The sequence below is a fragment of the Bradyrhizobium sp. genome (assembly GCF_049798375.1).
In the GTDB taxonomy this organism is placed as follows: domain Bacteria; phylum Pseudomonadota; class Alphaproteobacteria; order Rhizobiales; family Xanthobacteraceae; genus Bradyrhizobium.
Genome location: NZ_JBARGP010000647.1, coordinates 1 through 13,594, shown reverse-complemented (window position 1 = coordinate 13,594; position 13,594 = coordinate 1). Strand labels below are relative to the sequence as shown.

The following is a 13,594-nucleotide window of genomic DNA, read 5'->3' as shown; positions in this document are numbered from 1 at the left end:
GCCTATGAGGCCGCACTCGCGCTCGAACCCGACAATATCGGCCTCCAGCTCAACTACGCCGCTATCAAGCGGTTCGTCGCGGACGATCCGCGGCTGCCGCTTCTGCAAGCGCTGGCGGCCCGCGAAGCGACGCTTTCCGAGAGTGAGAGGATTGCGCTGCACTTCACGCTCGGCCGCGCCTATGCCGATATCGGCGATGGTGAGCGGTCGCTGCAGCATCTCCACGCCGGCAATGCGCTGGAGCGCCGCCGCATCAATTATGACGAAACCCTCGCGTTGCAGCAGTTCGAGCGCATCAGACGCGTCTTTACCAAGCAGCTGATCGAGGCCGGCTCGGGCCGCGGCGTATCCTCGGAAGCGCCGGTCTTTGTCATCGGCATGCCACGCTCCGGCACCAGCCTGATCGAGCAGATCCTCGCCAGCCATCCTCGCGTCCACGGCGCCGGCGAAGTCAGCCATCTCGCAGCCGCCGTCGCGTCACTCGCGGAGCATGGCCGCGGCGACTATCCGGAACTGCTCGCCGGGCTCACGGACGGAGAGCTGCGCACGCTCGGAACGACCTACCTTCAGCACTTCGGTGACGTAACCACCGACCGGATCGTGGACAAGATGCCCGCCAACTTCCTGTTCGCGGGCCTCATCCATCTGCTGTTTCCGAACGCCAGGATCATCCACGTCAAGCGCAACCCGATCGACACCTGCCTGTCCTGCTATTCGCTGCTGTTCGCAGAGGTACAGCCCTTCGCCTACGACCTGGGCGAGCTCGGACGCTACTACAATGCCTATGACGCGCTGATGCGGCACTGGCGTTCCGTCCTTCCTGACGGCATCATGCTGGAGGTGAACTACGAGGACGTGGTGCGGGATTTCGAGCCGCAGGCACGCCGGATGATTGCTCATTGCAGCCTCGATTGGGACCCGCGATGCCTGTCGTTCCACAAGACCAGGCGGCCGGTGAACACGGCAAGCCTGGTCCAGGTCCGACAGCCCCTCTTTACCGACTCCGTGGGACGCTGGCGCATCTATGGCGAGCGCCTGAAGCCCCTACTGGAAGCGCTCGGCACCGACGCCGTGCTCAGCGCCGTCACCACCATCATGGCGCCGGCGGCGCCACGAGCCGCGCCGGCGAATGTCGTTGCTCCCATCGTCACTCCCCCTGCCCCGTCGCTGGCGATCGATCCGCCGGCGCACCAGAGCACACTGGACGCGGAGGCCGAACGCGCGTTCGTCGTCGCCAAGAAGTTGCAGGACCGCGGCGAGCGCGCCGACGCCGCCACGCTGTTCAACTTCATCCTGGCGGCCCAGCCCGATCATTTCGGCGCGCTGGTCGGACTTGGCGTGGTCTGCACCCATGCCAATCGCCTCGACGAGGCGCGGACCTATTTCATGCGGGCCGTTGCGATCAATGGCGCATCGGCGGAAGCGCATGGCAGCATCGGCGCGGTCGAAGCCACGGCCGGCCGGCTCGACGCCGCGGTCGGGCATTATCTGACCGCGCTTGCGCTCGCGCCCGATCACCCCGGCATCCTCTACGCCTACGCCATGGTGCTGCAGAGCCAGGGCAAGCGTGACGAGGCGATCGCGACGCTCCACCGCGCGATCGCCAACAAGCCGCAACATCTCGATGCCCATTTCGCGCTCGGCAACCTGCTTTATGGCGCCGCCAAGGACATCGAGGCGGCGAGATGTTATCTCAGGGTTCTCGACTACAGCCCTGATCATGCCGAGACCCACAACAACCTCGGCAACGTGCTGTTGCGGCAGGGCCATCCGGAGCGCGGCATCGAGCACTACAAGAGGGCAATCGCGAGCCGGCCTGATTACGCTGACGCCTATGGCAATCTCGGCAATGCGCTGCTCGAACTCAATCGCCTGGAGGAGTCGATCGCGCAAAACCTCAAGGCGCTCGAGATCAAGCCCGAACGCTTCGGGTCGTGGAACAATCTGGGCGTAGCCTATCAGGCGCTCGGCCGGTTCGAGGAAGCCACGGCTGCGTTTGAACGCGCCATCGAATTGTCGCCCGACGAGGCCCCGGTGCACCTCAATCTGGCGAACATGAGCAAGTTCAAGCCGGACGATCGTCGGCTGCCGGGGTTGCGGCGCCTGCTCGACCGCGTCGAACAGCTCGACACCGAGAAGCAGATCGCCGCCCATTTCGCGATGGGCAAGGCGCTCGCCGATCTCGGCGATCATGACGTCGCGTTCCAGCACCTCAAGGCCGGCAACGCGCTGAAGCGGGCCACTTTCATTTATGACGAGCCGCAGCGGCTGGCGACGATGAAGAACATCGCCGCCAGGTTCACGCCGGAGTTTATCCGGTCTTCCAGCGGGCATGGCGACACGTCCTGGTCACCGATCTTCGTCGTCGGCATGCCACGGTCCGGCACCACATTGATGGAGCAGGTGCTGGCCAGCCATTCGCAGGTCTTCGGCGCCGGCGAGCTGGAAACCTTCAAGGAGCTGATCGGGGAATGTGCCAAGCGCCGACACGTGGTGCCGAATTATCCCGAATTGACCAGCTCGCTGCCGCCGGACGAGATCACCGAGCTGGGGCGGATGTACACGGCGCGGGTCCGCGCCCTGGCTCCGGACGCGCCGCGGATCGTCGACAAGATGCCGCTGAACTTCATGTTCGTCGGACTGATCCATCTCGCGCTGCCAAACGCCAGGATCATCCACATCAAGCGCGACCCGCTCGATACCTGCATCTCCTGCTATCAGCTGCTGTTCACCGGTAGCCAGCCCTTTGCCTATGACCTGGCCGAGCTCGGCCACTACTACCGTGGCTATGAGGGCGTGATGGCGCATTGGCACGACGTGCTGCCGCCCGGTGTTATCATCGACGTCAACTATGAGGATCTGGTCGACGATCTCGAAGGCACCTCGCGCAAGGTGCTGGCGCATTGCGGGCTCGGCTGGGAGGACGCTTGCCGCGACTTCCAGGACACCAAGCGGACGGTACGCACGGCAAGCCTGATGCAGGTGCGCGAGCCGCTGTACCGCCGGGCGGTCGGGAGTTGGCGCCGCTACGAGAAACACCTCGGACCGTTGCACGAGGCCCTGCGCGTTATACCAGATACCAACTGAGCTGGACGTTGAAACGACCGGTATAGTCCGAGGTCAGAACCGCCAAGCAAATAGCCGGGCGCTCCGGCCCGGGGATTAGGTGACAGGCGCGGCACCCGGCTATTCGGCCGCGCGGCGGTGCGGCTGTTATCAGTCTGCCATCAGCGCGTTAAGGAATTGTCCTCATCATATACTGCAATCGGCCCGTGCAAGTCCGGTGAAATGCGGTGACAGCGCTGACCGGCATGCGACACGCGCTGGGCTGTGGTGAAGGCGCCACGGACGCTTGACGGGAGCGCTCAGGATTGGTTTGACCCGGGCTGGACCAGCTTCGCATCCGCTCCATTCCGCCTGCCCCGCAACCCACGGAAGACATCGCCCCATGCGCATCACCCTCGTCGGCTCCCGCCATTTCGGTGTGGCCACACTGAACATGCTGCGGGACAAGGGCGTCGAGATTGCCCGCGTGGTCGTGCACGATGGCGAGGACCGGCTGGCGGCCGCTGCCCATGCCGCCGGCATCGAGGTCGTCGTGCAGGCTAATCCCAAGCTGGTGCCGCCGAACGAGATCGCCCCCAATACCGACCTGATCGTGACAGCCCATAGTCACGCCCGCGTCAGCCAGGAGGCGGTGGCGACGGCGAGGCTCGGCGGCATCGGTTACCATCCGTCGCTGCTGCCGCGGCACCGGGGCATCGCCGCGGTGGAATGGACCATCAAGGAAGGCGATCCGATCGCCGGCGGCACGATCTACCATCTCGCCGAGCGCATGGATGCCGGCGCGATCGCGCTGCAGGAGTGGTGCTTCGTCAAAAAGGGCGAGACCGCCCGCGAGCTGTGGGAGCGCGCGCTGGCGCCGCTCGGGCTGAAACTGCTCGGCGACGTCATTGACTACGGCAAGGCGCATGGCGGCCTGCCGGCGAAGCCGCAGGACGAGCAATTCGCCACCAAGGCGCCGAGCCTCACATCGCATTGAGGCAGGCCGGCTTCATCCGGTCTGTCAGCAGGCGCCGATTCCGTTCCCTGTCATCAAGCGCGATGCGCCGGCTTTTGTTGTCGTCCCCGAACGTCAAATTGGGCCGGTAAGCTGCCACGATCACGCTCGAACGGCTGCCTGGATTAACGTTACCTCTCTGATTTACCTTGATATTTTGTAATTCTTGCATTGCGGCAAAGTTTCGTCACATTTGACATGGATATGATAGCCATCACCAAAGATTGAGGAATTTGATTCATGCGTCTCAACCGCATTGGAGCAGCTTTTTTTGCCTCGCTTTTGGCCGGCGCAGGCGCCGCTCCCGCCTTCGCCCAGACCCCTTATGACGGCCAGTGGCAAGTGACGATTACGACCAAGAGTGGTAGCTGTGAACCGAGCGCAAGCTCGATGCTGACGGTCGCCGACGGCAAGATTTCCGCATCGGGCGCCGACGTCTCCGGCTCGGTCGGCCGCGAAGGCCTTGTGAAAGTCTCGATCAACGGGGCATATGCCAACGGCCAAATCAGTGGCAATTCCGGTTCGGGGAAGTGGAATGGTGCTTCAGCAGGCATACCGTGCAGCGGACGCTGGCAGGCGTCGCGGCTTTAAGACGCCCGATACATTTCATTTGATGATTGCACGGCGGCTGGCGACAGCCGCCGTTTTAGTTGGAACGATCGGCTTCAACGCGCCGGCGCTGGCGCAAGCCGGCGGGCCCTTCGCCGGCTTGGCCGGTACCTGGCGCGGCGGCGGCACCGTCAGCCTCGATGACGGCTCGACCGAGCGCATCCGCTGCCGTGCGACCTATGCGGTAGCCGGCCGCAGGATGCAGCTGACGCTGACCTGCGCCAGCGACGCCTACAAGTTCAACCTGCAGGGCGATGTCGAGGCCGAGGGATCTGCGATCACCGGCACGTGGAGCGAGTCGAGCCGCAATGTCAGCGGCGTGCTGCAGGGTCGTGGAACCGGCGGCAACTATCAGCTCACCGCCAGCGCGGCCGGCTTCAACGCCAACATCGCACTCGCGACCCGCGGCAACAGGCAATCGGTGTCGATGCGGGCAGACAGCCAGTTCCGCGGCGCCAACATCTCGCTGACGCGCTGACGTTAAGCCGCAAACGACGTCGACTCTCTCCGTTCTTACGGAGAGAGCGGCAGGCGCTTGCGCGGTATCGGTGATAGACCTGTTACCCGTTCACCCGGATCGCATCTGGTGATGCCGTCGGACCCCTCCTTGCAAGCGGGGCGAGGTACAGCACGCAAGCCGCAAGATAGCTGCCTAACTGTTCAACCGAGCAACTTCAAAGCGCGGCCTACCCCGCCTTCTTCGGCTCGGTGAGCTGTGCCGCAGTCCGCTTGATGGTCTTGGCGATCAAGAGCGCCTGATCCCGGGTCATCGCGAAGTCCTGGACGCCCTTGTGCGTGGTCAATGACAGCACGAGCAGATGCGGTTCGCGCTCGGGCCAACCGGTGGAAAAGGCGGTCACGAAATCCGCAGAGGTAGAGCGATCGGTCATTGATGATTCCTCGGTGAAGGCGACGGCTTAGGACGAATTGAGCGCCGTCTCCAGGGGGCTGTTTGCTCCTGCAACGAGCCCGATGCCGAGCGCGAGTTCCAGTCGCCGCATGGCGGCAATGCAGCGGCGGATTTCGTTTGCAATCAAGCAACTCCGTTGCGATGACAGCCCGCCTATTTCCTGAGCAATTGCAACGCCGGATCCCCGTCCCCATGCAGCGTCCCGCTTCCAAGATGATGGCCGCGCTCTGGATGGCCGGCTGGCTCAGCCTGATGCTGGTGATGGCGGTCGCCGGCCGGGAGGCAATGCGCGAGCTCAACGTGTTCGAGCTGATGGAGCTGCGCACCGGGCTCGGCTTTCTGATGCTGATGCCGCTGGTCTGGCGCAGCGGCGGCGTCAGCATCCTGAAGACGGCGCGGCTGCCGCAGCACATCGCCCGCAACCTCGTGCATTACGGCGCGCAGCTCGGCTGGTTTTTCGCGCTGACCCTGATCCCGATCGGCCAGGTGGTGGCGATCGAATTCACCATGCCGATCTGGACCGCGCTGCTCGCGGCAAGCTTTCTCGGTGAGCGGATCACGCTGTTCAAGCTGACGGCGATCGCGCTCGGTCTGGTCGGCGTGATCGTGATCGTGCGTCCCGACACCGGCTCGGTGAATCCCGGTCAGCTGATCGCCCTGGTCGCCGCCATGGGCTTCGGCATCTCGATCGCATTGGTGAAATCGCTGACCCGCACCGAGCCGACGGTATCGATCATCTTCTGGATGCTGGTGGTGCAGTTCTCCGCCGGCCTGTTGCCGTCGCTTTATCTCTGGACCTGGCCCTCGAGCACGGCCTGGGGCTGGATCGTGGTGATCGCCTTCTGCGGCACCTTCTCGCATTTCTGCATGGCGCCCGCGATGCTCTATGCCGACGCCACCATCGTGGTGCCGATGGACTTCCTGCGCGTGCCGCTGACGGCAACCGCCGGCTGGCTGATTTATTCGGAGCGGCTCGACCTGCTCACGCTGCTCGGCGCCGCGCTGATCCTGTCCGGCAACCTCCTGAACCTGCGCTCCGCCGGGCCGGTCCCCGTGCGCGTGGGGCGCTGACCCCGCTGTCTACAGCCCTGCGGCCTTGCGCAAGGCGGCGTTGATGCGGTCCTGCCACCCTGGACCGCCGGACTGGAAATGCTCCAGCACGTCCTGGTCGAGCCGCAAACTCACCTGCTCCTTGATGCCGGGAATGGCGGCCTGCTTCGGCGGCGCCTCCACCGGCTTGGTGGTAACCTTCTTGAAGGCGGCTTCGGCTTCGGTGCGGGCATCGTTGAGCGTGCGCGGGCGTCGCGGCTGATCGGCCATTTCTCAAATTCCTTCGAACAGGGCCGTGGACAGATAGCGTTCCGAGAACGACGGCACAATCGCCAGGATGGTCTTGCCGGCGCTGTCCGGCCGCTTGCCGATCTCGAGCGCGGCGGCGATCGCAGCACCCGAGGAGATGCCGCCGGCAATGCCCTCGTGGCGCGCCAGCGCCCGGGCGATCTCGAGCGCCGTCGCGCTGTTGACCTTGACGATCTCGTCGATGACGGAGCGGTCGAGCACATCGGGCACGAAGCCGGCGCCGATGCCCTGGATCTTGTGCGGCGAATGAGTGCCGCCCGACAGCACCGCGCTTTCCTCCGGCTCGACCGCGACCACCTTGAGATCCGGCTTGCGCGGCTTCAGCACCTGCCCGACGCCGGTGATGGTGCCGCCGGTGCCGACGCCGGCGACGAAGAAGTCGATGTTGCCGCCGGTGTCGTTCCAGATCTCTTCCGCCGTGGTGCGGCGATGAACGTCCGGATTGGCGAGGTTCTTGAACTGCTGCGGCATCACCGAGTTGGGCGTGGTCTTGAGCAGCTCTTCGGCGGTGGCGATTGCGCCCTTCATGCCCTGCGCCGCTGGCGTTAGCACCAGCTCGGCGCCCAGGAAGGTCAGCATCTTGCGCCGCTCGATCGACGCCGATTCCGGCATCACCAGCTTCAGGCGATAGCCGCGCGAGGCCGCGACGAAGGCAAGCGCGATGCCGGTGTTGCCGGACGTCGGCTCGATCATCACCGTGTCCTGATTGATCGCGCCGGCCTTCTCCATCGCAATGATCATCGCCGCACCGATGCGGTCCTTCACGCTGGCGGCCGGGTTGAAGTATTCCAGCTTGGCGAGGATGGTCGCCTTGACGCCGTGCTGCTGCGGCAACCTTCGCAATCGCACAATCGGCGTATCGCCGATCGCATCGACAATTGAATCAAATACGCGCCCGCGTCCGGGCTTGTGCGCGGCGTCTACGCTTGGTGATGCGTTCATGTGCAGCTCCGCCATCTCTGAAATCGTTCCGGCTCACATATCAGTCAGCTTATTGCGGCGCGCAAGACGCTTCGTGAAACTGTCGCACGCTGCGCCGCAATACATCTTCGTGTGAAATGACTCAAAACCAACGTATTTGTGTTGCGACAAGGTCAAACAAATGAGTGTACGTTACACTTCAGTCCAACATGGATTGCATCTCTTTGATGCATCCGAGAGCGCAAAGGAGGTCCCACGATGTCAGCACTCGCTGAACTCATGTCGACCCCGGCACCGAAGCCGGATCCGCGCGGCAGCGAGCTGCCGACGTGCCCTGTTTGCGCCGACTCCATGATCGCCGCCGAAGCGTCGGCCTATCTCTCCGACAACGCGATCAGCTATCTCTGGACCTGCGACACCTGCGGCTACGGCTTCGTGACCAAGCACAGGGTCAACAAGCAATTCGGCTGCCAATCGCTCGCATCCTGAGGTCCTGAGTTGATCTTGCGTCGCAGCTAGTGCGCGGCAATATCGCCGCGTGCCCAGTCGGCGCGCGTCTGCGTGTAGAATTGCTCGAACGAGCCGTGCCCGATCGCATCGCGCATGCCGGCCATCAGATCCTGGAAATAAGCGATATTGATCTCCGAGAGCAGCATCGCCCCCAGCGTCTCGCCCGACTTGACGAGGTGATGCAGATAGGCGCGTGCGTAGCTGCGCGCCGCCGGCCATGGGTTCGCCTCGTCGAGCGGACGCGGATCGTCGGCATGACGCGCGTTGCGCAGGTTGACCGGCCCGAACCGCGTATAGGCAACGCCGTGGCGGCCGTTGCGGGTCGGCAGCACGCAGTCGAACATGTCGACGCCACGCTTCACCGATTCCAGCAGATCATCCGGCGTGCCGACGCCCATCAGATAGCGCGGTCGGTCGGTGGGCAATACAGGCGCGGTCGCCTCGATCATCCTGAGCATCACCTCCTGCGGCTCGCCGACCGCAAGCCCCCCGATCGCATAGCCATGAAAGCCGATATCGACCAGCGCGCGTGCGCTCGCCTCACGCAGCTCCGGAATGTCGCCGCCCTGCACGATGCCGAACAGCATATACCCGTCGGGCGCGCTCTCGAAGGCACGGCGGCAGCGCTCGGCCCAGCGCAGCGACAGCCGCATCGCACGATCGATGTCGTCACGCCCGGCCGGCAGCCGCACGCATTCGTCGAGCTGCATCGCGATGTCGGAGCCTAACAGCCGCTGCACCTCGATGGCGCGCTCCGGCGACAGTTCGATCTTCATGCCGTCGATATGCGAGCGGAACGTCACCGCGTGCTCGGTGACCTTGCGCAACTCGGACAGCGACATCACCTGGAAGCCGCCGGAGTCGGTGAGCATGGGGCCGCCCCAGCCGGTGAAGCGCTGCAGGCCGCCAAGCGCGGCGATGCGCTCGGCGCCCGGCCGCAGCATCAGATGATAGGTGTTGCCGAGCACGATATCGGCGCCGGCGTCGCGCACCTCGCGCCAGTGCATGCCCTTCATCGCCCCCGCCGTGCCGACCGGCATGAAAGCGGGCGTGCGCACCATGCCGTGCGGCGTGTTCAGGCGGCCGGTGCGGGCGGCGCCGTCGGTCGCCAGCAGCTCGAAATGGTTGGGAAGGCCCGCTGCGGGGCTGATGTCGGAAGCGCTCATGGCGGGCTTATTGCGTCAGGGAGCCTCGCCTTTCAACCGGCTTGAGCCAAATCCGGCGACAAAGCCCGTTGACCCCGGTTCCCCCCGCCCCTATGGTCCGTGCCATGTCGACCTCGACCAAACGCACGACCAAAACCACCAAGCCCTGCAGGGCCTCGGGAGGCGTGCGCGCGTAAAGCTGTCTGAACGCGACATCTTCGAACCGAAGCCCCGCCTGAAAAGGTCCGGGGCTTTTTTGTTGTCTAAATCTCAAAGGGGCTGAAAGTGAAGAACGATCCCGTCGTTGCCATTGCCGGCGTGACCGGCGCCGTCGGTGCCGAATTCATCGCCACCATGAACCGCCGCGATTTCCGCGTCAGCACGCTCAAGGCGCTGGCGAGCGCCCGCTCGGCCGGCAAGACCATCGATTTCCGTGGCCAGCAGGTGGTGGTCGAGGAGCTCACCGAGCGCTCCTTCGAGGGCGTCGACATCGCGCTGTTCTCGGCTGGCAGCGGCGCGTCGCGTAAGTTCGCGCCCGCAGCCGTAAAGGCCGGTGCGGTCGTGATCGACAATTCCTCGGCCTTCCGCATGGACCCGAACGTGCCGCTGGTGATCCCGGAGATCAACGGCCGCCGCATCAGGGAGCACAAGGGCATCATCGCGGTGCCGAACTGCTCGGCGATCACGGCGCTGATGCCGCTGTGGCCGATCCACCAGAACAACCGCATCAAGCGCGTCATCATCTCGACCTATCAGGCCGCAAGCGGCGCCGGCGCGGCTGCGATGGACGAGCTGGTGCAGTCGACCCGGGCCAACCTCAACGGTCAGGTCTATGCGCAGAAGGTGCTGCCACACCCCTACGCCTTCAACCTGTTCAGCCACAACACGGCGATTGATCCTGACACCGGCTACAACGAGGAAGAGACCAAGGTCATCAACGAGACACGCAAGATCTTCGAGGAGGAGAACATCGCGATCGGCATCACCTGTGTCCGCGTGCCGGTGCTGCGCGCCCATTCCGAGGCCATCACCTTCGAATGCGAGATGCCGATCACCGAACACGAGGTGCGCCGTATCCTGTCGACTGCGCCGGGCATCAGGGTCGTCGACGATCGCGCCAACAACTACTTCCCGATGCCGGTCGACGCCTCCGGTCAAGACGACGTGCTGGTCGGCCGCATCCGCAAGGACCTGTCCGATCCCACAGGACGCTCGATCGCAATGTTCGTCGCCGCCGATCAGCTGCTCAAGGGCGCCGCGCTCAATGCGGTGCAGATCGCGGAGCTGCTGCCGGAACGGGCGATGGCGTAACGTCACGACAGGTCGTGTAGGGTGGGCAAAGACGCGTAGCGTCGTGCCCACCATTCTGGCCGGCATGCGCGGAAACACGGTGGGCACGCTGCGCTTTGCCCACCCTACGGCTGCGCGTCCTCACACGAGCCGTCATCATCCGGGAAGGCGGATGATCCAGTACGCCAAGGCGCCGCGGTGTTTGTAACGACTGCTACGCAATATTGGATGCCAACGCCTACGCGGGGCATGACCACCAACTAACTAGCCCACAGGACCACTTTCGCACGCCCGGAACAGCAAACAGGCATCGCCATAGGAATAGAAGCGATAGCCTTTTTCGATCGCATGCGCATAGGCCGCCTTCATGGCGTCGAGGCCCGAGAAGGCCGACACCAGCATGAACAGCGTCGAGCGCGGCAGATGGAAATTCGTGAGCAGGATATCGACCGCGCGGAAGCGATAACCGGGCGTGATGAAGATCGAGGTCTCGGCCTCGAACGGCAGGATCGTGCCGTCGCCGGCAGCCGCGCTCTCCAGCAGCCGCAGCGAGGTGGTGCCGACCGCGACGATGCGTCCGCCATTGGCGCGCGCCTCGTTCAGCGCGGCCGCCACCGGCGCCGAGACGGAGCCCCACTCGGCATGCATGCGGTGCCCTTCGGTGTCGTCGACCTTCACCGGCAGGAAGGTGCCGGCGCCGACATGCAGGGTAACGCGCTGCACGCCGATGCCGCGGGCGCGCAGCTTCGTCTCCAACTCCGGCGTAAAATGCAGCCCCGCGGTGGGCGCCGCGACCGCGCCCTCGTTGACCGCGAACATGGTCTGATAGTCCGCGACGTCCTGGTCGTCCGCCGGACGCTTGCTGGCGATATAAGGCGGCAGTGGCGGGCGGCCAAGATCGGCAATGGCCTGGTCCAGGGTCGGGCCGTGGAAGGTGAAGGACAGCGTCACCTCGCCCTCGGCGCCCTTGGCCTCGACCTCGGCATCGAGATGACCGAGCAGGCAGACCCTGCCCTCATTGCCGAAGCGAATGACGTCGCCAGGGACGAGCTTCTTCGCCGGCCGCACCAGGGCCTGCCAGCGCGAGCCGTCCAGCCGCTTGATCAAGGTCGCATCGATCTTGGGTTCGGTCTCCCGGCCGATGCGCCGCCCCGAAAGCTGCGCCGCGATCACCTTGGTGTCGTTGACGACGAGTTGGTCGCCCGGTTCGAGCCAATCAGGCAGATCGGCGATGGTGTGATCGCGCAGCACGCCGTCGCCCTCGACCACCAGCAGCCGCGCGGCTTCCCGCGGGCTGGCGGGACGCAGCGCGATGTTCTCGGAAGGTAGTTCGAAATCGAAAAGGTCGGTGCGCATGTCTCAAACAGGCGAATGGCGAATGGGGAGTGGCGAATAGACCATTCGCTATTCGCTACCCACCATTCGCGCGTTTCGCGGCACTTGCCGCGAAACTATGCCGCGTCGGCGGCCATGTGTGCCTTGACGATCTTGTCCGGGTTCTGCACCGGCTCGCCGCGCTTGATCTTGTCGACGTTGTCCATGCCCTCGGTGACCTTGCCCCAGACCGTGTACTGCTTGTCCAGGAAGCGGGCGTCGTCGAAGCAGATGAAGAACTGGCTGTCGCCGGACTCCGGACTGGCCGCGCGCGCCATCGAGGTGGTGCCGCGCACATGCGGCTCCGCGTTGAACTCGGCTTTCAGCTTCTTGCCGGAGCCGCCGGTGCCGGTGCCCTGCGGGCAGCCGGTCTGCGCCATGAAGCCATCGATCACCCGGTGGAACACGATACCGTCGTAGAAGCCCTCGCGCACCAGCTCCTTGATCCGCGCGACATGGTTCGGCGCGAGATCGGGACGCATCTCGATGGTGACGGGGCCCTGGGTGGTTTCAAGGATCAAAGTATTCTCGGTGACAGCCATATGCTCATCTCTCGACTGGTTTGGAGGGATATCTCCGGGGTGAGGACTGGTTGGTCAGGGATCCATACGCGCCGGCCGTCGTCCCGGTAGATGGCACTGACGGGCTGCGTTGCAAGTCTCCACTAACGGCCGAGCGCCCGCCTGGTTCGGTGCGGCGCGTACCCCCATCTCCGGGATGCCGTTAAAGCCGAGCCACGCCGTCATGTCGATTGTGCCGGCTTCTATCGTCCATCACGGCCAATGGCAGCCGAACGGCGTGGCAAAGACTTCGTTACTTGATATCGGAGGCGACCTGCACCTTCACCATCTTGTCCGGATCGGTGACGGCGCCCGATGCGGAACCGGCCGGCGCCTTCTTCAGCTTGTCGACCACGTCCATGCCCTGCACCACCTCGCCGATCACCGTGTACTGGCCGTTGAGGAAGGAGGCATCGCCGAGGCAGATGAAGAACTGGGAATTGGCGGTATCGACGCTGTCGCCGCGTCGGGCCATGCCCACGACACCGCGCTTGAACGGCACCTGCGAGAATTCCTGCTTCAGGTTGGGGTATTTCGAGCCGCCGGTGCCGTTGAAGTTCTGGCCGTCGCCGGTCTGCGCCATGAAGCCGTCCATCACGCGATGGAACGGCACGTTGTTGTAGAAGCCCTCGCGAGCGAGCTGCTTGATACGTTCGACGTGCTGCGGCGCGAGATCAGGCCGCAGCTTGATCACGATGCGGCCTTTGGTGGTGTCGATGACGATGGCGTTCTGCTTGTCGAGGCCTGACGGCAGCGACTGCGCCGAGACTGGCACCGTGGTAGCGGGCACTGCGAAGATCAGGGCGAACACGAAGGCAAAAGCTCGGATCATGAAAACTCCGGAAATGTGAGGGAC

General features: G+C 64.5%; 14 protein-coding genes. 7 read left to right on the top strand and 7 right to left on the bottom strand.

Annotated elements, in window-relative coordinates; all coding sequences use genetic code 11:
• The 4 genes from WA702_RS25415 to WA702_RS25400 form a co-directional block, all read left to right on the top strand.
• Positions 1–3,087, top strand: a 3,087-nt coding sequence (locus WA702_RS25415; protein ID WP_425113297.1) for a sulfotransferase, incomplete at its 5' end; no start/stop codon positions are given.
• A gap of 361 nt (positions 3,088–3,448) precedes the next feature.
• Complete coding sequence (locus WA702_RS25410) at positions 3,449–4,042, top strand: formyltransferase family protein (RefSeq protein ID WP_425113296.1); 594 nt, start codon at positions 3,449–3,451, stop codon at positions 4,040–4,042.
• 258 nt (positions 4,043–4,300) lie between these two features.
• Complete coding sequence (locus WA702_RS25405) at positions 4,301–4,651, top strand: hypothetical protein (RefSeq protein WP_425113295.1); 351 nt, start codon at positions 4,301–4,303, stop codon at positions 4,649–4,651.
• Positions 4,596–5,147: a hypothetical protein gene (locus WA702_RS25400; RefSeq protein WP_425113294.1), complete on the top strand. Its 552-nt coding sequence runs from the start codon at positions 4,596–4,598 to the stop codon at positions 5,145–5,147. Before WA702_RS25405 ends, WA702_RS25400 begins: the two co-directional genes overlap by 56 nt.
• A gap of 208 nt (positions 5,148–5,355) precedes the next feature.
• Here the strand turns inward: WA702_RS25400 and WA702_RS25395 are convergent, their stop codons facing one another.
• The gene (locus WA702_RS25395) at positions 5,356–5,559 is read right to left on the bottom strand and encodes a hypothetical protein (RefSeq protein WP_425113293.1); all 204 of its coding nucleotides are present in this window, start codon (positions 5,557–5,559) and stop codon (positions 5,356–5,358) included.
• 212 nt (positions 5,560–5,771) lie between these two features.
• Between WA702_RS25395 and WA702_RS25390 the strand changes: the two genes are divergently transcribed.
• A complete protein-coding gene (locus tag WA702_RS25390; protein ID WP_425113292.1) occupies positions 5,772–6,650 on the top strand; it encodes a DMT family transporter in 879 nt (292 codons plus the stop codon).
• A 9-nt stretch (positions 6,651–6,659) separates the two neighbouring features.
• On the opposite strand, the gene WA702_RS25385 is transcribed toward WA702_RS25390, so the two are convergent.
• Together WA702_RS25385 and cysK are read right to left on the bottom strand one after the other, a co-directional pair.
• Positions 6,660–6,899, bottom strand: coding sequence for a BrnA antitoxin family protein (locus WA702_RS25385; RefSeq protein ID WP_425113291.1), 240 nt, complete (start codon positions 6,897–6,899; stop codon positions 6,660–6,662).
• A gap of 3 nt (positions 6,900–6,902) precedes the next feature.
• Positions 6,903–7,880 (bottom strand): cysteine synthase A, encoded by a 978-nt coding sequence (gene cysK / locus WA702_RS25380; protein ID WP_425113290.1) that lies wholly within the window; start codon positions 7,878–7,880, stop codon positions 6,903–6,905.
• 237 nt (positions 7,881–8,117) lie between these two features.
• Between cysK and WA702_RS25375 the strand changes: the two genes are divergently transcribed.
• Positions 8,118–8,348 (top strand): hypothetical protein, encoded by a 231-nt coding sequence (locus WA702_RS25375; protein ID WP_425113289.1) that lies wholly within the window; start codon positions 8,118–8,120, stop codon positions 8,346–8,348.
• 26 nt (positions 8,349–8,374) lie between these two features.
• Here the strand turns inward: WA702_RS25375 and tgt are convergent, their stop codons facing one another.
• A complete protein-coding gene (gene tgt, locus WA702_RS25370) occupies positions 8,375–9,535 on the bottom strand; it encodes a tRNA guanosine(34) transglycosylase Tgt (protein ID WP_425113288.1) in 1,161 nt (386 codons plus the stop codon).
• Positions 9,536–9,799: 264 nt separating this feature from the next.
• Here tgt and WA702_RS25365 point away from each other — a divergent pair, with 264 nt between their 5' ends.
• Complete coding sequence (locus tag WA702_RS25365; protein WP_425113287.1) at positions 9,800–10,825, top strand: aspartate-semialdehyde dehydrogenase; 1,026 nt, start codon at positions 9,800–9,802, stop codon at positions 10,823–10,825.
• 243 nt (positions 10,826–11,068) lie between these two features.
• On the opposite strand, the gene queA is transcribed toward WA702_RS25365, so the two are convergent.
• The 3 genes from queA to WA702_RS25350 form a co-directional block, all read right to left on the bottom strand.
• Positions 11,069–12,160, bottom strand: coding sequence for a tRNA preQ1(34) S-adenosylmethionine ribosyltransferase-isomerase QueA (queA, locus tag WA702_RS25360; protein WP_425113286.1), 1,092 nt, complete (start codon positions 12,158–12,160; stop codon positions 11,069–11,071).
• 95 nt (positions 12,161–12,255) lie between these two features.
• On the bottom strand, positions 12,256–12,720 hold the full coding sequence (locus WA702_RS25355) for a peptidylprolyl isomerase (protein ID WP_425113285.1): 465 nt from the start codon (positions 12,718–12,720) through the stop codon (positions 12,256–12,258).
• A gap of 271 nt (positions 12,721–12,991) precedes the next feature.
• Positions 12,992–13,570: a peptidylprolyl isomerase gene (locus WA702_RS25350; protein ID WP_425113284.1), complete on the bottom strand. Its 579-nt coding sequence runs from the start codon at positions 13,568–13,570 to the stop codon at positions 12,992–12,994.
• Between the last annotated feature and the right edge of the window lie 24 nt (positions 13,571–13,594).